The sequence below is a fragment of the Mesorhizobium sp. WSM4844 genome, from assembly GCF_055811775.1.
On the sequence record NZ_JBVVQB010000006.1, the window covers coordinates 77,535 to 97,320 of the forward strand.

Annotated in this window: 20 protein-coding genes; 4 read left to right on the forward strand and 16 right to left on the reverse strand. The window is 61.6% G+C overall.

The features are described from left to right. Nucleotides 1-128: 128 nt before the first annotated feature. The 10 genes from AC0L2A_RS07665 to AC0L2A_RS07710 form a co-directional block, all read right to left on the reverse strand. A complete protein-coding gene (locus tag AC0L2A_RS07665) occupies nucleotides 129-959 on the reverse strand; it encodes a phosphatidate cytidylyltransferase (RefSeq protein ID WP_473608208.1) in 831 nt (276 codons plus the stop codon). Beyond that, the gene (locus tag AC0L2A_RS07670; RefSeq protein WP_473608209.1) at nucleotides 956-1,687 is read right to left on the reverse strand and encodes an isoprenyl transferase; all 732 of its coding nucleotides are present in this window, start codon (nucleotides 1,685-1,687) and stop codon (nucleotides 956-958) included. Before AC0L2A_RS07670 ends, AC0L2A_RS07665 begins: the two co-directional genes overlap by 4 nt. Before the next feature lie 32 nt (nucleotides 1,688-1,719). Then, nucleotides 1,720-2,274 carry a ribosome recycling factor gene (gene frr / locus AC0L2A_RS07675; protein WP_077384157.1) on the reverse strand — a complete coding sequence of 185 codons (555 nt, stop codon included), beginning with the start codon at nucleotides 2,272-2,274 and terminating at the stop codon, nucleotides 1,720-1,722. 122 nt (nucleotides 2,275-2,396) lie between these two features. Further along, nucleotides 2,397-3,119 carry a UMP kinase gene (gene pyrH / locus AC0L2A_RS07680; protein WP_023801221.1) on the reverse strand — a complete coding sequence of 241 codons (723 nt, stop codon included), beginning with the start codon at nucleotides 3,117-3,119 and terminating at the stop codon, nucleotides 2,397-2,399. Nucleotides 3,120-3,440: 321 nt separating this feature from the next. Next, nucleotides 3,441-4,364 carry a translation elongation factor Ts gene (gene tsf / locus AC0L2A_RS07685; RefSeq protein WP_473608211.1) on the reverse strand — a complete coding sequence of 308 codons (924 nt, stop codon included), beginning with the start codon at nucleotides 4,362-4,364 and terminating at the stop codon, nucleotides 3,441-3,443. A 118-nt stretch (nucleotides 4,365-4,482) separates the two neighbouring features. Further along, nucleotides 4,483-5,280: a 30S ribosomal protein S2 gene (rpsB, locus tag AC0L2A_RS07690; protein ID WP_027151898.1), complete on the reverse strand. Its 798-nt coding sequence runs from the start codon at nucleotides 5,278-5,280 to the stop codon at nucleotides 4,483-4,485. 177 nt (nucleotides 5,281-5,457) lie between these two features. Then, nucleotides 5,458-6,069, reverse strand: coding sequence for a LysE family translocator (locus tag AC0L2A_RS07695; protein ID WP_473608212.1), 612 nt, complete (start codon nucleotides 6,067-6,069; stop codon nucleotides 5,458-5,460). Then, nucleotides 6,066-6,344 carry a DUF4031 domain-containing protein gene (locus AC0L2A_RS07700; RefSeq protein WP_027151900.1) on the reverse strand — a complete coding sequence of 93 codons (279 nt, stop codon included), beginning with the start codon at nucleotides 6,342-6,344 and terminating at the stop codon, nucleotides 6,066-6,068. The genes AC0L2A_RS07695 and AC0L2A_RS07700 overlap by 4 nt, the downstream gene beginning before the upstream one ends. 101 nt (nucleotides 6,345-6,445) lie before the next feature. Beyond that, entirely contained in the window at nucleotides 6,446-7,744 is a 1,299-nt protein-coding gene (locus AC0L2A_RS07705; RefSeq protein ID WP_473608213.1) for a hypothetical protein, read from the reverse strand. 99 nt (nucleotides 7,745-7,843) lie between these two features. Continuing rightward, nucleotides 7,844-8,671 (reverse strand): cell envelope integrity EipB family protein, encoded by an 828-nt coding sequence (locus tag AC0L2A_RS07710; RefSeq protein WP_023801218.1) that lies wholly within the window; start codon nucleotides 8,669-8,671, stop codon nucleotides 7,844-7,846. Between the two features lie 138 nt (nucleotides 8,672-8,809). Between AC0L2A_RS07710 and AC0L2A_RS07715 the strand changes: the two genes are divergently transcribed. From AC0L2A_RS07715 to AC0L2A_RS07730, 4 genes are all read left to right on the forward strand, one after another. Beyond that, nucleotides 8,810-9,274 (forward strand): RidA family protein, encoded by a 465-nt coding sequence (locus AC0L2A_RS07715; protein ID WP_287051899.1) that lies wholly within the window; start codon nucleotides 8,810-8,812, stop codon nucleotides 9,272-9,274. Nucleotides 9,275-9,281: 7 nt separating this feature from the next. Continuing rightward, the gene (locus AC0L2A_RS07720) at nucleotides 9,282-10,010 is read left to right on the forward strand and encodes a glycerophosphodiester phosphodiesterase (RefSeq protein WP_473608215.1); all 729 of its coding nucleotides are present in this window, start codon (nucleotides 9,282-9,284) and stop codon (nucleotides 10,008-10,010) included. Between the two features lie 56 nt (nucleotides 10,011-10,066). Next, the gene (locus tag AC0L2A_RS07725; protein WP_473608216.1) at nucleotides 10,067-11,284 is read left to right on the forward strand and encodes a GNAT family N-acetyltransferase; all 1,218 of its coding nucleotides are present in this window, start codon (nucleotides 10,067-10,069) and stop codon (nucleotides 11,282-11,284) included. A gap of 118 nt (nucleotides 11,285-11,402) precedes the next feature. After that, on the forward strand, nucleotides 11,403-11,837 hold the full coding sequence (locus AC0L2A_RS07730; protein ID WP_023801214.1) for an HIT family protein: 435 nt from the start codon (nucleotides 11,403-11,405) through the stop codon (nucleotides 11,835-11,837). A gap of 87 nt (nucleotides 11,838-11,924) precedes the next feature. Here the strand turns inward: AC0L2A_RS07730 and clpA are convergent, their stop codons facing one another. The 6 genes from clpA to AC0L2A_RS07760 all read right to left on the reverse strand — a co-directional run bounded on the left by clpA (nucleotide 11,925) and on the right by AC0L2A_RS07760 (nucleotide 19,598). Next, complete coding sequence (gene clpA, locus AC0L2A_RS07735) at nucleotides 11,925-14,390, reverse strand: ATP-dependent Clp protease ATP-binding subunit ClpA (RefSeq protein WP_023801213.1); 2,466 nt, start codon at nucleotides 14,388-14,390, stop codon at nucleotides 11,925-11,927. A 6-nt stretch (nucleotides 14,391-14,396) separates the two neighbouring features. Further along, nucleotides 14,397-14,723, reverse strand: a complete 327-nt coding sequence (gene clpS, locus AC0L2A_RS07740) for an ATP-dependent Clp protease adapter ClpS (RefSeq protein ID WP_023801212.1) — start codon at nucleotides 14,721-14,723, stop codon at nucleotides 14,397-14,399. Between the two features lie 461 nt (nucleotides 14,724-15,184). Next, entirely contained in the window at nucleotides 15,185-16,906 is a 1,722-nt protein-coding gene (locus AC0L2A_RS07745; RefSeq protein ID WP_473608218.1) for an ABC transporter permease, read from the reverse strand. Then, nucleotides 16,906-17,931 carry an extracellular solute-binding protein gene (locus AC0L2A_RS07750; protein ID WP_473608219.1) on the reverse strand — a complete coding sequence of 342 codons (1,026 nt, stop codon included), beginning with the start codon at nucleotides 17,929-17,931 and terminating at the stop codon, nucleotides 16,906-16,908. The genes AC0L2A_RS07745 and AC0L2A_RS07750 overlap by 1 nt, the downstream gene beginning before the upstream one ends. Nucleotides 17,932-18,046: 115 nt before the next feature. Beyond that, nucleotides 18,047-19,111: an ABC transporter ATP-binding protein gene (locus AC0L2A_RS07755; protein WP_473608221.1), complete on the reverse strand. Its 1,065-nt coding sequence runs from the start codon at nucleotides 19,109-19,111 to the stop codon at nucleotides 18,047-18,049. A gap of 157 nt (nucleotides 19,112-19,268) precedes the next feature. Continuing rightward, a complete protein-coding gene (locus AC0L2A_RS07760; protein ID WP_023801209.1) occupies nucleotides 19,269-19,598 on the reverse strand; it encodes a phasin family protein in 330 nt (109 codons plus the stop codon). Between the last annotated feature and the right edge of the window lie 188 nt (nucleotides 19,599-19,786).

Below are 19,786 nucleotides of genomic sequence, written 5' to 3' on the forward strand. Positions count from 1 at the left end.
TCCTCAAAATTCGTCCGCAGCACGGTGGTACCGCGACTGTGGCATCAATCCAGGCGAATCCATGGCGCATCCTGCGCAGGTCAAGAAACCAGGCCCCCGAATCAATGCCGATAAAGAGCCAATGCCGATCAAGCTGGAAACAGCCACTGTGCCGGATGGTCGGCGGTCGCCGAAATCCAGCCGATGACGTACAGGGCGAAAGCCGCCGCGACAAGCCCGTCGACCCGGTCCATGACGCCGCCATGGCCCGGTATCAGCGTGCCCGAATCCTTGCGGTTGTGGCGCCGCTTCACCCATGATTCGAAAAGGTCGCCGGCCTGGGAGACGAGCGAAAGCACCAGCGCGACGACGCCGAGCACTGCGAGATTGCCGACTCCGGCCGCAGCGGCCAGAAGCAGCCCGGCAACCACGCCGCCGACGGCGCCGCCGAGCGCACCGCTCTGCGTCTTGCCGGGTGAGATCGACGGCGCCAGCTTCGGCCCGCCGACAGCGCGGCCGACGAAATAAGCTGCTATGTCGGTCGCCCAAACCACCGCGAACAGGAAGAGAATGGCGACGAGGCCGGAATGGTCGCCGTCGCGCAAAAGAGCAAGTGACAGTCCGGAAATGGCGGCATAGGCAAGGCCGGACGCGTCCCACTGTCCCGTTTGATGCATCGAAGTCTGGTGCATCGAAGCCACGACCACGGTGACAACGACCATCACCGCCACAAGAAGCAGCAGCCAGGACGCCGGCAGGCCGGCGACCAAGGCGCCGACGAAAACCAGAAGCAGCGCTTCCGGCAGAAGACCAACACCCGTGGCGGCGACCGGGCGGCACATTCGCGTCCATTCGTAGAAGATCAGGATCGTCATGGCGGCGCAAAGCAGCCGGAAGGGCAGTCCGCCGAGCCAGGTCAGGCCGAGCGTAACGACCGCAAGCACGACGGCAGAAATAACGCGAAGCTGGAGGTTGCTCATCCCTTGGCTGTCACGGCGACGCCTTCAGCGCCAAGCCCGCCGAAACGGCGCTCGCGACCGGCAAAGTCGCGCAATGCGTCAGCCAAATGCTCGCGGCTGAAATCGGGCCAGTAGCAAGGCAGGAAGACAAGTTCGCTGTAAGCCGCTTGCCACAGAAGGAAATTCGACAGCCTGAGCTCACCGCTGGTGCGGATGACCAGTTCCGGATCCGGAATACCCTGGGTGTCGAGAGAGCCGGCAAAGGATCCGGCCGTAATCTCCTCGCTGTCGAGCTCGCCGCGCGCCACCGCCGAGGCAAGCTTGCGCGCGGTGCGCACGATCTCGTCGCGTCCGCCATAGTTGAAAGCGATGACCAGGGTCAGAGCGTCGTTGCGGACGGTCAGCGTTTCGGCCTCTTCAAGCAGGCTCCTGATGTCAGGTTGCAGCCCTGCCCTGTCGCCGATGATCCTGACCCGCACGCCATTTTGGTGCAGTTCGGCGAGGTCGCGGCGGATGAAGATTTTCAACAGGCCCATCAGGTCGCTGACTTCGGACTTCGGCCGCGACCAGTTTTCCGACGAGAAGGCGTAGACGGTGAGGAACGAGATGCCAAGGCCAGGAGCGGCGCGCACCGTGTTGCGCAGCGCCTCGACGCCGGCACGATGCCCAGCAAGCCGTGGCAAGCCACGCGCCTTGGCCCAGCGTCCGTTTCCGTCCATGATGATTGCGACATGCGCGGGGCTTGTCATGTTCTCGCTTTCGAGCCAGCAGTGGCCAGACCCTAAACCTGCATGATTTCAGCTTCCTTATCGGAAAGCAGATGGTCGATGGTGCCGATCATCTCGTCGGTGAGCTTCTGGACCTGGTCGGACCGCTTGCGATGATCGTCCTCGCTGATATCGCCGTCCTTTTCCGCCTTTTTGAGGAATTCCATGCCGTCCCGGCGCACGTGGCGCACGGCGATGCGCGCATTCTCGGCATAACCATGCGAGATCTTGACCAACTCCTTGCGGCGCTGTTCGTTGAGCTCGGGCAGCGGAATCCTGAGATTGGTGCCGTCGACGATCGGATTGAAGCCGAGATTGGATTCACGGATGGCGCGATCGACCGCACCGACCATCGACTTGTCCCAGACCGAAACCGAAATCATGCGCGGCTCCGGCACCGACACGTTTGCCACCTGGTTGATCGGCATGGTGGTGCCGTAGGCCTGCACCTGGATCGCGTCGAGCAGGTTGCTCGACGCGCGGCCGGTCCGCAGCGAAGCCAGATCGTGCTTGAACGCAGCGATCGCCCCGTCCATGCGCCGTTTGAGATCATCGTATTCGCCACTCATCATCGTCTCCTCGACCCGTTAGCCGGGTTCACTTCAGGGTAACCCGTATTCAAGCCTCGATCCGAAAACCGGTTCCCGTTTTTCGCCTACGGAAAACCTTCGGTTCGGCATCGGGCTCCCGATCAGTCGTCCGTGACGACCGTGCAACGTCCGCCGCCCCTCAGAATATCACCGAAACCACCCTTCTCGTGGATCGAATAGACGATTATCGGGATGTTGTTTTCGCGCGCAAGTGCAATCGCGGCCGTATCCATGATCGAAAGACCGCGTTTTATGACTTCGCCATGGCTGATGCGCTCGAAGCGGGTCGCATGCGGGTCCTTCTTGGGATCGGCGGAATAGACGCCATCGACCTGGGTGCCCTTGAACAGCGCGTCGGCGCCGATTTCCGCCGCGCGCAGCGCCGCGGCCGAATCGGTGGTGAAGAACGGATTGCCGGTGCCGCCGGCAAAGATGACAACCTTGCCCTGGTTCATGTAGGCGGTCGCCTGGCGCTGCGAAAAGCTCTCGCAAAGCTCAGGCATGGCGATTGCAGACAGCACCACAGCGTCGACCCCGATCTTGTTCAGCGAGGTGCGCAGCGCCAGCGAGTTGATGACGGTGGCGAGCATGCCCATGTGGTCGCCGGTGACGCGATCTCCGCCCTTGGAGGCAACGGCGACGCCGCGAAAGATGTTGCCGCCGCCAATGACGACCCCAACCTCGATGCCAAGGGTGCGGGCCTCGGCGATGTCGGCGGCGATGCGATCGACCACCGACACGTCGATGCCGAAATGCTGTTCACCCATCAGCGCTTCGCCCGACGCTTTCAGCAAGACACGTCGGTAGAGGGGCTTCACCGTCATCTGGTCCTCATCATTATGCGTGTGACGCGCCCGGGGCGGCTTCCCCGCTCAGGCGCTGCCCCGAAACATTGGCGTTCCGATACACGAAGGGCGCTGCGATGTCACGCGGCGCCGGAACCGGCAAACGCTCTTCCAGCCATTGGCTTACACCGGAAAATGCAACTTGTGCATGCAGAATCTTGCATGAGCAGATCCGGGCATGAGCAGATAGCCAGCCGGCCTGTCGCCGACGCCTGGCCTTCATCGATACCGCGCAAGAAATCGGCCGGGCATCCTCGCGGACACCCGGCCGTAAAGTCGTTCAGAAAGATAGAGTGCGTTTTACTTCTTGACCGCCGCCGCGACTTCCGCCGCAAAATCGGTCTCGTCCTTCTCGATGCCCTCGCCGAGCGCAAAGCGCAGATAGGCAGTGATCTTGGCCGCTGCGCCGATTTCCTTCTCGGCGTCCTGCAGCGCCTTCTCGACGGTGATGTCGGGATTGAGCACGAAAGCCTGCTTGAGCAGCACGACCTCTTCGTAGAACTTGCGCAGGCGGCCCTCGACCATCTTCTCGATAATCGCTTCCGGCTTGCCGGACTGGCGCGCCTGGTCGGCGAAGATCGCCTTCTCGCGCTCGACCGCCGCCGGATCGAGTTCTTCCGTGGTCAGCGCCATCGGGTTGGTGGCGGCCACATGCATGGCGACCTGACGCGCAAAGGCGTTGGCGGCCTGCGCGTTGCCTGACGTCTCGATGGCGACCAGCACGCCGAGCTTGCCAAGGCCGTCGGCAACCGCATTGTGGACGTAGGTTGCGACGGCGCCCTGCTCGACGGTGAGCTTGGCCGAACGGCGGAAGCCAAGATTCTCGCCAATGGTGCCGACGGCGTCCTTGATGGTGTCGGCAACCGACTTGTCGGAACCCGGATACGGGGCGGCTGCAACGGCCTCGGTCTTGCCGCCATAGGCGAGCGCCACCTTGGCGACGTTGGCGACGATCTCCTGGAAGGCAGCGTTGCGGGCAACGAAGTCGGTCTCGGAGTTGACCTCGACGACCGCCGCCTCACGCACGCCGGAATCGACGCCGATGAGGCCTTCGGCCGCGGTACGGCCGGCCTTCTTGTCGGCCTTGGAGATGCCCTTCTTGCGCAGCCAGTCGACGGCCTCTTCCATGTTGCCGTTGGTCTCGTTCAACGCCATCTTGCAGTCCATCATGCCCGCGCCGGTCAAGTCGCGGAGTTCTTTGACCTGTGCAGCCGAAATGCTCATTGTCGCCTCTTCGTTTAAAATGCACCGACGCACCACCGGTCTTCGATGATGCGCCTGGCGCCAGCGCTCAGCGCGCCAAAATTATGAGAAAGATGAAGGCCGAAACCGGCCTTCGCTGTTACGCTTCCGGTGTCTGGGCGGCCGGTGTCTCGGCGGCCGGCGTCGGCTCGAGTGCCGGCTCGATCGGAGCCTCGGCCAAAGCGCCGACGTCGACGCCAAGCGCGCCCTGCTGGCGAGCAATGCCGTCGATTGCAGCCTTGGCGATCAGATCACAATAGAGCTGGATGGCGCGGGCCGCGTCGTCATTGCCCGGAATCGGGAAATCGATCTTGTCCGGGTCGCAGTTGGAATCGATGATGGCGACGACCGGGATGCCGAGACGCTTGGCCTCGAGGATGGCGATCGCTTCCTTGTTGGTGTCGATCACGAACATCAGGTCTGGCGTCGAGCCCATGTCCTTGATGCCGCCCAGCGCCTTGTCGAGCTTCTCGCGCTCGCGGTCGAGGTTGAGGCGCTCCTTCTTGGTGAGCCCCTGGGCCTCGCCAGCCAGCATCTCGTCAAGCTTGCGCAGGCGCTGGATGGAGTTCGAGATCGTCTTCCAGTTGGTCATCATGCCGCCGAGCCAGCGGGAGTTGACATAGTACTGGGCCGAGCGCTGTGCGGCGTCGGCAACGATGTCGGACGCCTGGCGCTTGGTGCCGACGAACAGCACGCGGCCGCCCTTGGCGACGGTGTCGGAAACCTGCTTCAGCGCCTGGTGCAGCAACGGCACTGTCTGCGAGAGGTCGATGATGTGGATGTTGTTGCGGGCGCCATAGATATAGGGCGCCATCTTCGGGTTCCAGCGGTGGGTCTGGTGGCCGAAGTGAATGCCAGCTTCCAAAAGCTGGCGCATGCTGAAATCAGGCAGAGCCATTCTTATGTCCTTTTCCGGTTAGCCTCCACGGACACAGGCATTTCTGGACTTTGTCCTCGAACGCCACCGGAGGTTTCAGCCGGATTTCTCCCGGGCAGACACCAAAGTCCGTGTGTGGAATGAGCGCGCATATAGAGGGGATGCGCGGCAAACGCAAGCGCTGCGGTGTCTTGCGGCTCAGCGTGCGGCGATCAGCGCACCGGTGCCGATCATGGCGCCGCCGGCAAACCTGTTCATCAAGCGCATCCGCCTTGGCGTCTTGAACCAGCCCGAAGCCTGCCCGGCAAGCACCGCATAGACGCCCATAGTGATAATGTTGACGCCGATCACGACCGTAACCACGAGCAGCCCCTCAGCGAAGTTCATTGCATTGAGATCGAGGATCAACGGCATGATGGAGGCGTGGAACAGGATCGCCTTGGGATTGCCCAATGCGATGGAGATGCCGAGGTAAAACGATCGAGACAGTCTTGCCTGCGTAACCTCCAGTCCATTCGATCGCGCGGAAGCCGATCGCCACATCCTGATGCCAAGAAACATCAGATAGGCTGCACCCGCATATTTCAGGATGAGAAAAACCCATTCGAAGGTCTGTGCCAGTGCCACCAGACCGAGCAGCGCCAAAGTCACCAGCACCGCGTCGCCGGCGGCGATACCGAGGCCGGCCAGGAACGCGCGAACGAACCCGCGCGAAACGCCGTTGGCAATGACCGTGAATACCGCCGGGCCAGGCGTGGCGGCGGCAAATGTGATCGCAGCGCAGTAAGCCAGAAATGCCGTCAACGTCATGGTCGTATCTTCCCCTTCGGCACCCGGACCCGCCGGAAAACAGCAACGATCTCCTCGCGGCTGCATTCGACGGCGCCTAGCCGCACCGCACGGTCGCGCTCGAAGCCGGTTATGTCATAGTGCGGCGCCGATGTCTTCGGCGGCCCCTGATAGGATGAGCGCTTGACGCCGAGCTGTGCCGCAAAACGATGCAGCTCGTCGGTGTCGTCGGCCAGCAGGTGACACCAGCGGTGGCCGACCCATTTCCAGATCGCCGCGTCGACATAGACCGCCATGAGGCTTGCCGCACTCCTTCATCTTGCGCCGATCAGCGGAGCCGCAGCTCACCCGCAGCCGAAATCCAACGTCAGCGATGCCAATGCTAGAGATGCCAATCCTAGCGATGATAGAAGGGATTCGGATAGAAAATGAAGCTGCCGGCGGCTTCGAGTTCGGCCACGGTCGTGGTGATGGTTTCCTGCATGCGCCGGTGCAGTTCGGCGAGGGCATCGTCGATAGAGCCCGGAAAGGCGTGCAATCCCAACGGCTCCGGCACCCGGATATGCGCGCAGCGCGGCCCGGCCGGTTGCGGTACGAAGCAATTGATCGTGTCGCGCAGCGTGCCCTTGCAATAATCGTTGCGGATACGCTTCAGATGCTCTGCGATCTCCTCTTGCGCGATGCGCGGATTGGCTGAGGCCCACGGTCCGACGCGTTGGAGACGCTGGATCGTGTCCGCCAGCGAGCGGATCTGTTTTTGTCGCTCGGCGTCGCCGGTGCCTTCCCGCAGCCAGCGGCGCGCCCGGCGCAAAAGCTCGGCGATCTCGCTGGCGCCGGGATCGACCGAAATACCCTCCCCCAGGCGCCGGCTCAATTCGAGCAGCAATTGCTTGTGCCGCGTAGCATACGAAGCCCGTTCGTCGGGCGCCATGCCGCAGGCAATCTCATCGCGCGACAGCAGCGTCGCATAGATATGGTGGACGCGCTCCGGCAGCGTATCGGCGGCACGACGCTCAATCTTCACGCTCTTCTCGACATAGGCGCATTCCTGCGCCAGCGCCGGCTCGACATTTTTGGTGAAGGCGAGCTTCCAGACAACCGGCGCGATCCAGACTTTGAAATCCTGATCCGTGACGCGACCGCGCTTGAGCGCTTCGAACCCCATCTCGACCGCCCCCGGAAGAAGCGGAGCGACGACATTGCCATGCCAGCCGACGCCGCCTTCGGGATGCAAGAGAACGCCATGCCCTTTCAGCGCCCAGGCGATCGAGTGTTCCTTGGCAGCGCCGCTGTTGCCGGGTATCTGGGCGATCAGATTGTTGGCCAGCCAGAATTTCTGCATGATCCGGCCGAGGCCGTTGACGACGCCATGCGTGGCCCAGGATGCCGCGAGCGGACTTACCCTCGAGACGATCTCCTTGTCGATCATCCAGTCGGTGAAGAATTCCGGATGGTTGGGCGTGATGAACGTTGCCTTGCCTGCGCCGCAACAGGCCTTCAGCCGCTGCCGGTCGTCGTCGGGAAAGTCGATATGGCGGACATTGGCGACACCGCGCAATCCGGCCACGCGGTTGAACGGCAACAGGTCGCGAAACCCGGGAATGCCACGCAGCATGACGACCCGATTGACGACAGTCATGATCCTGATCAGCGCCGGATTGGGCGTCGGCGCCACGAACACATCGATTTTGCTCAACCCACCCCCCGATCGATCCCTCGGCGTAGAGGTTGAAATGCAATTGCGGCGTGTTCAAGTCATTCGCCGCCGCCTTGCGGGCGTGGCTAACCCAAGGCTCTATTTCGGCGGACAGGGTTTCGTCTGATCGAACAGCGAAAGATTGACCAGCTTGCCGGTCATCGAGAAGTCGTTGTAGTCCATGAGCAGGTCGCGCGTGATGCCGTTCTCATGCAGCTTGAAGCTGATCCGGTATTCCGGCACCTCCTCGCCTGACTTGTCGGTGCTGTCGAAATAGGCGATGTCGACTGGCCAGTATTTGTCGGTGGCGAGTTTTGCCAGTGCCGGCACTTCCGGATCGGTCTTGTCTGCATCGGCTTTCTTGCCGACGACGACGGTGGTGGTCATCACCTTGTTGGCATCTTCCGAACCGTCGAACAGGTTGGTTTCGTAGAAATTTTCGCCCTTTTCGGCCTTGTCGATCAGTTCGGCCAGATGCTGCGTCGGAAACTGTGTGGCCGGCAGTTCGACGCTGCTCTTCTCCGGCTTGTCGATGTCGACCTTGAGGCCGTTTGTCTCCTTCGTCGCGGTGCCCTTGACCTCCTTGTCGAGAGTCTGGTCGACAAAGGATTTTGTCACGAACGAAAAGGTCTTGCCTTCGGCGTCCTCGAAAGTGGTCGTCTGCTGGTCGGTCAGCCTTGTATTCTCGTTGGTGACGATCTGGGTGACGAAACGGAACTTCACCGTATAGCCTTCGCAAGGCGAGCCGTTGAACTCATAGACCATGCGGCCGGAAATGCCGGTGATGCCGGAGCGGTCGGAGGCCTTGTCCAGGGTCAGATCGTAAACCGCGCGATGCGCCTGCAGCGCCGGTACGGCAAAAGCCGGCGCCATCGAGAACACCGCTGGCAGCAGGACAGCGTGGAATGCGAGGCGTGTTGCGCGCATGAGGGGCTCCGATCATCGCGCCTGATGGCAGGCCGCAGGGAAAGAGGGTCCAGCTTAAAAAAAGTCGTGGCGGAAGCGAGGCAAAAATTGCAATTTCGGCCCGGCCTGCGCAGCGTCATCAAGCAATAGGGAAATACCATGAGTGAAACAATCGAAAAGCGGCTAAGCGATCTCGGCGTGACGCTTCCGGTCGCTGCCGCGCCCGCCGCCAACTACGTGCCCTATTGCAGATCAGGCAATCTGCTGTTCATCGCCGGACAGCTGCCGCTCAAGCAGGGCAAGCTGCAGGCGAGTGGCCTGCTCGGCCGTGATGTCGACATCGCAATCGGCCAGGAAGCGGCAAAATACTGCGCGATCAACATATTGGCGCAGGCCAAGGCAGCACTTGGCGATCTCGAGAAAATCCGCCGCGTGGTGAAGATCACCGTCTTCGTCGCCTCGGCGCCGGATTTTTTCGAGCAGCACCTGGTTGCCAACGGCGCCTCGGATCTACTGGTTGCAGTGCTCGGCGATCCCGGCAAGCATGCTCGCGCCGCCGTCGGTGCCGCCTCCCTGCCGCTTAATGCCGCAGTGGAAATCGAAGCCATCTTCGAAGTCGAATGAGCCCGGCATGACCGACCTTTCCTGGCTGACCGCCCGACCCATTGCCCATCGCGGCCTCCACGACATGAACAAGACGCGCTGGGAGAACACGCTTTCCGCCTTTGCCGCTGCGGCTGAACGCGGCTATGCGATCGAATGCGATGTGCATCTGTCGTCAGACCGCATCCCGGTGATCATCCACGATAGCGATCTGAAGCGGCTGACCGGCCAGGACGGTTTCGTCTGGCAGCGCACGGCAGCGGAAATGACGGCCCTCAGGATCGGCGGCACATCAGATCGTCTGCCGACGCTGCAGCAGGCCCTCGACCTGGTCGATGGCCGCGTGCCGGTGGTCGTCGAGCTGAAAGGGGTTCCCGGCCGCGACGAAGGCCTGGTGGAAAGCGTCGGCAAGATGCTCAGAAACTACAAGGGCAAGGCGGCGATCATGTCTTTCGACCACTGGCTGATCCGCGATTTCCCGAAACACGCGCCCGGCATTCCGGGCGGGCTGACCGCATATGGCAAGGAAGCCAAGCTGATCGAAGCGCATTTCGCCATGCTGGCGCACGACATTGCCTTCACCTCCTACGCCGCCGGCGACCTGCCGAACCGGTTTGTCAGTTTTGTGCGCGAAAGGCTCAAAATGCCGGTCATCACCTGGACCGTGCTCGACCAACCGGCGGTCGACCTGACCTTCAGATATGCCGACCAGATGACGTTCGAAGGATTTGAGCCGGATCTTGTGCAGGTCGCCTGAACCGAGCTTGCTTGAACTGAACTTGCATGGACCGGCACGGAGCTTAAATAGGCCTCATGGATCAAGGCGATGAAGGCGACGGGCAAACGGCGAATGGAGAGTATGCGATCCGGGTTGCCTCCGGCATCGGAGCCTTCACCTGCGCCGAATGGGATGGCCTCGGCGGGACCTCACGCGGCGATACAGAAAACGGATACAACCCACTCGTTTCATTCGCTTTTCTGAGCGCGCTTGAGGAGTCCGGCTGCGCCGTGCGGCGCACCGGCTGGCAGGGCCATCATCTCAGGCTCGAGACAGCGCAGGGAAAGCTGCTCGGTGCCATTCCCTGCTACCTGAAATCGCACAGCCAGGGCGAATATGTATTCGATCACGGCTGGTCGGACGCGTTCGAGCGCGCCGGCGGGCGTTACTATCCAAAACTGCAATGCGCCGTGCCGTTCACGCCGGTCACCGGCCCTCGCCTGCTGGTCAATAAGGGCGAAGACAGTCGCGCCGTGAAGGCCGGCTTGGCAGCCGGCCTGAAGGCGGTGACTGAAAAGCTCGGCGTTTCTTCCGCGCACGTAACCTTCGCGCAGCCGAGAGATGTCGAGGCGCTGGAAGCGGCGGGTTTTTTGCACCGCACCGACCAGCAGTTCCACTTCTTCAATGAAGGTTATTCGACCTACGACGATTTTCTTGCCACTCTGGCATCGCGCAAGCGCAAGGCGATGAAGAAGGAGCGGCGCGAGGCGCTCGCTCACGGCATCTCGATCGACTGGCTGACCGGCAGGGACCTGACCGAAAGGGTCTGGGACGACTTCTTTGCCTTCTACATGGATACCGGGAGCAGGAAATGGGGGCGGCCCTATCTCAGCCGCGCGTTTTTCTCGATGATCGGCGAGCGCATGGCCGACGACATCCTGCTGGTGATGGCCAAGCGCAATGGACGCTACATTGCCGGTGCCATCAATTTCATCGGTTCCGATGCGCTCTACGGGCGCAACTGGGGCTGCATCGAGGACCACCCTTTCCTGCATTTCGAGGTCTGCTATCACCAGGCGATCGACTTCGCCATCGACCGTAAGCTGAAGGTGGTCGAAGCCGGCGCACAAGGCGAGCACAAGCTGGCGCGCGGTTACAGGCCGGTGACCACGCATTCGGCGCATTACATTGCGCATCCCGGCTTGCGTAACGCGGTCGCCGACTATCTCAGGCGCGAGCGCCGCGAAGTGGAGCGGATGGCCGGCTATCTCGAAGAGCACACCCCGTTCCGCAAGGATCTGGCGGACGATTAGAGCGACGTGCGTCCAATTGGACGCACAAAGCACGCTCGAAAGCATCGTAGTTTCCGAAAATCGATTCCGATTGTCGGGTCGATGCGGTAGGAGCAAGGCACAATCCGGAGCGCACGCCATGGCCGAACAAACCACCTACGACAGCAACAATATCTTCGCGAAAATCCTGCGCGGTGAAATCCCGTCGCATCGCGTCTATGAAGATGACGCGGTTGTCGCCTTCATGGATGTGATGCCGCAAGGTCCGGGTCATACGCTGGTTGTGCCGACGGCGCCGTCGCGCAATCTGCTTGACGCGGATCCGGCAACATTCGGCCCACTCTTCGCCGTCGTGCAAAAGGTGGCGGTGGCGGTGAAGAAGGCCTTCGGCGCCGATGGCGTCACCATCCTGCAGTTCAACGAGCCCGCTTCGGGCCAGACCGTCTACCACCTCCATGTCCACGTCATTCCACGCTTCGAGGGCATCCCATTGAAGCCGCATAGTGGGCAGATGGAGAAGCCGGAAGTGTTGGCTGAGAATGCTGGCAAGATACGGACGGCGCTGACAAACTGATGTCGGGCGCGTCGCACGTCCGGCCGCCCACCAGCCCCTCGAAGCAAAAAAGCCCCGTTTCCGGGGCTTTTTTTAGCTTTCAGGCCATCATCCCTTGCGGGGCAGTTGCGGCACCAGGCTGCGCTTGCTGCCGTCCTTGCCCTTGGGCTCCGCCTTCTGCGCGACCGCCTTTTTCGCGGCCGGCTTCTTGCCGGCAGCTTTCCTGGGCTTCGGCGTGTCGTCCGGTTCTTCCTTCTTCGGCTTGACCGGCGCCTCGTCGGCGAGCGACTCGAGCTTCAGCCCGGTTTCGCCGGTCTCTTTCTTGTCGACGGTGACACGCACCGTGCCGCCCTTCTTGAGCTTGCCGAACAGCACCTCGTCGGCCAGCGGCTTCTTGATGTGCTCCTGGATGACGCGGCCGAGCGGCCGTGCTCCCATGCGCTCGTCATAGCCCTTCTCGGCCAGCCAGGCGATCGCCTCCTGCGACAGGTCGAAGGTGACGCCACGCTCGGAGAGCTGGGCCTCGAGCTGCATGACGAACTTCTGCACCACCTGGTGGATGACCGGCACCGGCAGCGAGCCGAACGGGATGATCGCATCGAGACGGTTGCGGAACTCCGGCGTGAACAGCCGGTTGATCGCCTCGACATCGTCGCCTTCGCGCTTGGTCGAGCCGAAACCGATAGCCGCGCGCTGCGCATCCGAGGCGCCCGCATTGGTGGTCATGATCAGGATGACATTGCGGAAGTCGATCTGCTTGCCGTTGTGGTCGGTCAGCTTGCCATGGTCCATGACCTGCAACAGGATGTTGAACAGATCCGGATGCGCCTTCTCGACCTCGTCCAGCAACAGCACGCAATGCGGATGCTGGTCGACGCCGTCGGTCAACAGGCCGCCCTGGTCGAAGCCGACATAGCCGGGAGGCGCACCGATCAGCCGTGAGACGGTGTGGCGTTCCATATATTCGGACATGTCGAAGCGGATCAGCTCGACACCGAGCGAGGCCGCGAGCTGCTTTGCCACTTCGGTCTTGCCAACGCCAGTCGGTCCCGAGAACAGGTAGGAGCCGATCGGCTTCTCCGGTTCGCGCAGGCCGGCCCGCGCCAGCTTGATCGCCGAGGTCAAAGCCGTGATCGCGGTGTCCTGACCGTAGACGACGCGCTTCAGCTCGATGTCGAGACCGGCCAGCACCTTCTCGTCGTCGGCGGAAACCGTCTTCGGCGGAATGCGGGCGATGGTGGCGATCGTCGCTTCGATCTCCTTGATGCCGATGGTCTTCTTGCGCTTGGCCTCCGGCACCAGCATCTGCGAGGCGCCGGTCTCGTCGATCACGTCGATCGCCTTGTCCGGCAGCTTGCGGTCGTTGATGTAGCGCGCCGACAGTTCAACCGAAGCCTTGATCGCCTCAGCCGTGTAGCGAACCTTGTGGAACTCCTCGAAATACGGCTTGAGACCCTTCATGATCTCGATAGCGTCCTCGATGGTCGGTTCGTTGACGTCGATCTTCTGGAAGCGCCGCACCAAGGCGCGGTCCTTCTCGAAGAACTGGCGGAACTCCTTGTAGGTGGTTGAGCCGATGCAGCGGATCGTTCCGGACGACAGCGCCGGCTTCAACAGGTTCGACGCATCCATGGCGCCGCCAGACGTCGCTCCTGCCCCGATCACGGTGTGGATCTCGTCGATGAACAGAACCGCGCCCGGATAATCCTCAAGCTCCTTGACGACCTGCTTCAGCCGCTCCTCGAAATCACCGCGATAGCGGGTGCCGGCCAGCAATGTTCCCATGTCGAGCGCGAAGATGGTGGCGTTGTGCAGCACTTCCGGCACGTCGCCCTCGACGATGCGCTTGGCGAGGCCCTCGGCGATCGCCGTCTTGCCGACGCCGGGGTCGCCGACATAGAGCGGATTGTTCTTGGAGCGGCGGCACAGCACCTGGATGGTGCGGTTGATCTCGGACTCGCGGCCGATCAGCGGATCGATCTTGCCGGCCTTGGCCTTGTTGTTCAGATTGACGCAATAGGCGGTCAGCGCGTCCTGCTGCTGCTTTTTCTTGCCGCTGTCCTCTTGCGGCTCGGCGCCGCTCTGGCCCTGCTCGTCATCGGCGCCACGCGGCGACCGCGTCTCGGACGCGCCGGGCCGCTTGGCGATGCCATGCGAGATGTAATTGACCGCGTCGTAGCGGGTCATCTGCTGCTCCTGCAGGAAATAGGCGGCATGGCTCTCGCGCTCGGCGAATATGGCAACGAGCACGTTGGCGCCGGAGACTTCCTCGCGGCCGGACGACTGCACATGGATCACCGCGCGCTGGATGACGCGCTGGAAACCGGCCGTCGGCTTGGAATCCTCGTCATAGCCGGTAACGAGATTGTCAAGCTCGGTATCGATGTAGGTGAGAACCGTGTGCTTCAACTCGTCGAGATCGACGTTGCAGGCGCGCATGACCGCGGCCGCCTCGGTGTCGTCGATGAGCGCGAGCAGCAAATGCTCAAGGGTTGCGTATTCGTGGTGCCGCTCATTGGCGAGCGTCAGCGCCTGGTGAAGCGCCTTTTCCAGGCCTTGGGAGAAAGCCGGCATGTTACCTCACTTCTTCTCCATCACGCATTGCAGCGGATGCTGATTCTGTCGGGCGAAATCCATGACCTGAGACACTTTGGTCTCGGCCACCTCGAATGTATAGACCCCGCACTCGCCCACTCCATGATTGTGAACATGAAGCATGATGCGTGTGGCGGCTTCACGGTCCTTCTGGAAAAAGCGCTCCAGCACGTGAACCACGAATTCCATGGGTGTGTAGTCGTCGTTGAGAATGAGGACCCGATAAAGGCTAGGCTTCTTGGTCTTGGTTTTGGTGCGCGTGATGACGGCCGTGCCGCGACCGGTCTCGTTGCCGTCGCTGCCGTTTTGCATCCGCACCACATCTGTTGTGGCAGTCAAACCTGTCGTCACGTAACCCTGCCTTTTCGAATCCCCATATGAGTTCGACATGTAGGTCATCGATGAACGATTTTAAGCCCTTCTGTTTAGCTGACAATATGGCTAGGTGGCCAAACTTGACCGATTTTTCGAAATCGTGAAGGCAGCAGAGCCCCTGATTTCAAATTGAGGGCATCGCATCGAAAGTACGCTAGTCAACGGCGAGGGAAAACGAAGCCTGAACTCTGTCATGCTGCCCACTGCTTCGGTCGATAGGTTGAGCGGTTTTCCGACCCGTCGCTTTGGCGGCACGATCCGATAGGCGTGGAGCACTTACGATTTATCGTAGATGCGTCAGCTAACGAAACAACATGCATCTGAATAACGAACCTGGAGTCGCATGATCCCTTCAGACGCGCTTTAGGTGCCAGCGAGACTGTTTAGGCCGGGCACACTCAGGATTTCCATCGTCCAACATGAGCGAGAACAGCGACAGGCAAGATGCCGACGAGAACTATGGCAAGTGCCGCGATCGACGCTTCCTCGTAGGTCCCCCGCGCCGCCTCGCCGTAGAGATGCGTCGCCAGGGTCTCGAAATTAAGCGGCCTCAACAGAAGCGTCGCCGGCAACTCCTTCATGCAATCGACAAACACGAGCAAGCCCGCAGCGACGAGCGACGGTTTCGAAAGCGGCAGATGAATTTGCCGGAATGTGCCGGTCACATTGTGGCCGAGGCTGCGCGCGGCGTGATCGAACGAGCGCGGAATGCGGCTGAAGCCCGCCTCGACCGAACCGACCGCAATCGCCAGGAAGCGTGCGACATAGGCGTAGCCGAGCGCTGCTCCGGATCCGATCAGCAGCAGGCCGGTTGGCGCGCCCAGCCATGCCAGCGCGGTTCGGTCGATCATCTGATCGAGGGCCGCGACGGGCAACAATATTCCGATGGCCACCACGGTGCCAGGCATCGCATAGCCGACCGTGGAAATCCGCTGCAAAGCCGCCGTGACGCGGCCGGGAAGCGAGCGCGCCGTATAGGCGATGATCACGCCGAAGAGCAGGATGGCGAGCGTGGCCATGGCCGACAGGGTGACGGTGTTGAGCGTTTCCGACAAGAGCCGGGGCGACAGCCCTGCGAAACGGACGCGCTTCCACGCCTCGACGACAAGATAGCTCGCCGGGGCGATGAACCCGATGAACACCGGCAGAAGGCCGAGCGCAAAAACCACCAGACCCGAAACGGTTCCGAGACGATGCGGTGTGAAACTCCGCGCCTTTTGTGCGCTCGACCAATAACGCTGACGACGGCGCGCCCAACGCTCGATAGTGACGAGCGCGACCACCAATGACAGCATGGCGAGCGCAATCTGCGCCGCGCCCGGCAGGTCGGACCGCGTCACCCATGTCGTGTAGACCGAGACCGTCAGTGTCTTCACGCCCAGGAACTCCGAGGCACCGATGTCGTTCAGCGCCTCCATCAGCGCGAGGCTGACGCCGACGGCGATCGCCGGACGTGCCAGCGGCAGCGCAACGCGCCAGAAGACGCCGCCTTTGCCACTTCCAAGCGTGCGCGACACCTCGACCAGATTGGCCGCCTGGGTGAGAAACATCGCCCGCGTCGTCAGGTACACATAGGGGTAGAGCACGAAGCCGAGCAGCACGATGCAGCCGGCCATCGACCGGATGTCGGGAAGGCGGAATTCGTGTGGGCTGGTGAAGCCAAGTGCCACTCTGAGCGCACCCTGGACCAAGCCGATCGGATGGAGAAGATCGAGATAGACGTAGGCGATTATGTAGGTCGGCACCGCGAGCGGGAGGAGCAGCGCCCATTCGAGAAACCTGCGGCCGGGAAAGTCATAGGCGGTGACAAGCCAGGCCGTCGAGGTGCCAAGAAGCGTGACGAGGACACCGACGCCGATGAGTAGCGCCGTGGTCTGCTGGAAGGCCTGTGGCAGCACATAGGCGAGGAGATGCGGCCAGAGCCCGCTCGATCCCCGCAGCGCCTGCCAGATAAGGGCGAGAACCGGAGTCGCCACCAGCACAGCGACAAGCACGGTCGCCATGAACCACAGTCGCCCGGACCAGTACCGGGCGACCTTCACAGTGGAGGCTCTTCGCAGATCGACATCCGACATCGGGAGATCACCGGGCGCAGCACTGCCCACGCCCGGATCGCCCATCAGTTGTCGAAGCCGACCTTCTCGGCCAGTTCGCTTGCCTGCTTGCGATGCTTGACGATTTCCGTCATCGGCACTGGATCGACTTTCAACGCGCCGAACGAGGCGATGATCGGGTCGATCGGAGCGCCGGCCTTGACCGGGTATTCGAAATTTGCCTTGGCATAGAGTGTCTGGGCGTCGTCGGAGACCAGATATTCCAGCAGCTTGACCGCCTCACCCTTGTTCGGCGCATGCTTTGCGACGGCCGCGCCGCTGACGTTGACCTGCGTGCCGCCATCCTTGAACGTTGGCAGGACGACCTTGATCGCGTCGCCCCAGGCGACCTGCTCCTCACCGCCCTTGCCGGAGCGCATCAGTCCGACGTAGTAGGAATTGGCGATGCCTATCTGGCAAATGCCGCCGAGGATGTCCTTGGCCACATCGCGGTCGCCGCCGCCCGCCTTGCGGGCGAGATTCCCCTTGACGGCGGCAAGCCATGCTTCCGTCGCCTCGGCGCCGTTATGTGCGATGTAATCGGCGAAAAGAGCGGTGTTGTAGGGATGCTGGCCGGACCGGATGCAGACCTTGCCCTTCCATTTTGGATCGGACAGGTCCTCGTAGTTGAACGCGGCAAGATCGAGATCCTTGGCCGCGTAGAGTACCCGGGCCCGCATCGACAGAGCAAACCAGTTGTTGGCCGGGTCACGCAGGTTCTCCGGGACCGCGGCTTTCAGAACATCTGATACGACCGGCTGCGTCAGGCCTTTTTCGGCCAGATCAGCGAGGTTGCCGACATCGACCGTCATGAGAATATCGGCAGGTGAGCTTTCCCCTTCCGAGGCCACACGCTCCGCCAGACCATCTTTCATGAAGACTGTATTGACCTTGACGCCGCTCGAGGCGGTGAAGGCGTCAAGCAGCGGCTGGATCAGCCCAGGCTCACGCGTGGTGTAGATGTTCAGTTCGGCCGCCATGGCGCTGGCCCCGCCAACGAGGGCGAAGACGCCGCCCACCAGGGCGAGTCGCAATGTGGAAAGGCTCTTCATGAAGCGGTCCTCCATTAATTGATTGGTGCGGCCGGCATTGGTTGACAGCCCAGGAATTGCTCGATCATATGTGACTAATTTAGTCAAGTTACTTTGCGACCAAAGCGCTTGCGACTTATGCCGCAGCGAATATCAGGACGCCGCCTGGATCTACGGTCAGGTGGATCGGCTCACCCGGCTTTACATCGATCCGGCTGGTGGTGCGCAAGCGCAAGAGGTCAGCAACGCCCTCGATCCTGACCAGCAATTGTTCGATCTCACCCAGAAAAGAGCGGTTGACGACAAGCGCCGGCAGACCTTCGTCGGGACCTGAAAGGGAAACAGCCTGCGGGCGGATGCAGGCAAACGCCTTGCCGCCTTCCGGAAGATCGAGCTGGGCTGGAAAGCTGCCCAGCACCGTTTTGACCCGGCCATCGCGGTAGATGCCCTCTACCCTGTTGCACGGGCACAGAAATTCGGCGGCGTAGAGTGAATTGGGATGATCATAGATATCGTAGCCCGTCCCGACCTGCACAACACGCCCCTCCTGCATCAGCACAACCCGATCACCGACGGAAAGGGCCTCCTCCGGGTCGTGCGTGACGAGGATCGCCGTCGTCCCCAAGGCTCTCAACGTTGAAATGGTCTCCTCGCGCACCCGCTCCCGCAGGCCACGATCAAGGTTCGAGAAAGGCTCGTCCATCAGGAGAATGACGGGTTTTGGGGCAAGCGCCCGCGCCAGTGCGACTCGCTGCTGCTCGCCACCTGAAAGCGTGTGTGGGTAACGGCCGGAAAGCGCCTGGATGCCGATTCGGGCGATCACCTCGGCCGCACGGGCGCTCGCCTCGCGCCGCGACAGCCGCTTGAGGCCGAAGGCCACGTTCTCCTCGACGGTCAGGTGCGGGAACAGGGCATAATCCTGGAACATGAATCCGATGTTGCGGTCTTCGGGCTCGACAAAGCTGTTCGCGCCCGCGATCTCAATGCCATTGAGCAGAATTCTTCCGCTGTCCGCAGTATCGACGCCTGCAATGATCCGCAAAAGCGAGGATTTGCCGCAACCGGACTGGCCGACCAGGCAGACGATCTCTCCAGGCGCAATCGAAAGCGAAACGTCATCCAGCGCCTGGGTGTCGCCGAAGCATCGGCTGATGTGTTCCAGCGTTAGCGGAGCGCCGGCATCATTTATCGACCCATGCATCATTCGCCCTTAAGCTAAACCGACAAGCTGGCTCATAGCTGTTTAGATCAGCGTCGATCGGCTGGAAACTTAATTGCCATGAAAAAAACCCGGCCGCACGTTCGCGACCGGGTCCGTCTTGCTGGCCCAAGGGCCGTGTTCACATCTTGTAGCGAGATTATTTCGCCTTTGCGACGATCGATTCGAACGGCTTGTAGGCTTCCTTGGCGAGTTCGGCATAGAGGTCACCAATCTTGGTGGCTTCGGTGACGAAGGCTTCGTACGACTGCCTGGCAAAATCGGACTGGATCTCGATCGCCTTCTCCAGCGACTTGGCCGACAAAAGTTTCTCGGCTGCTGCGCTGCCGGCCTCGAAGCTTTTCTTGGTGTACTCGCCCGCCTCGGTGGCGATGGCCTGCGCGCCCTTGGAAAGGGATGCGAAGCTCTTCAAGCCGCTATCCGCAAACTCCTTGCCGTATTTGCTGAAATCTTCATAGGTCTGGGTCATTCACGCAATCCCTTGCCAGTTGTCCTTGAGCGGTGGACGCGGCCTTGTCCGGGCCGCGTTGTGCAATGCGAGTAATATATTGTGCACTGCACAAAAGTCAAGTTTTTTACCGAGTGCGGGTTTCACCGGGTGCGGCCCCGGCCATCCGGCCAGCAGATCGGCGCAACCGTCGGGAAATGGCTAAGATT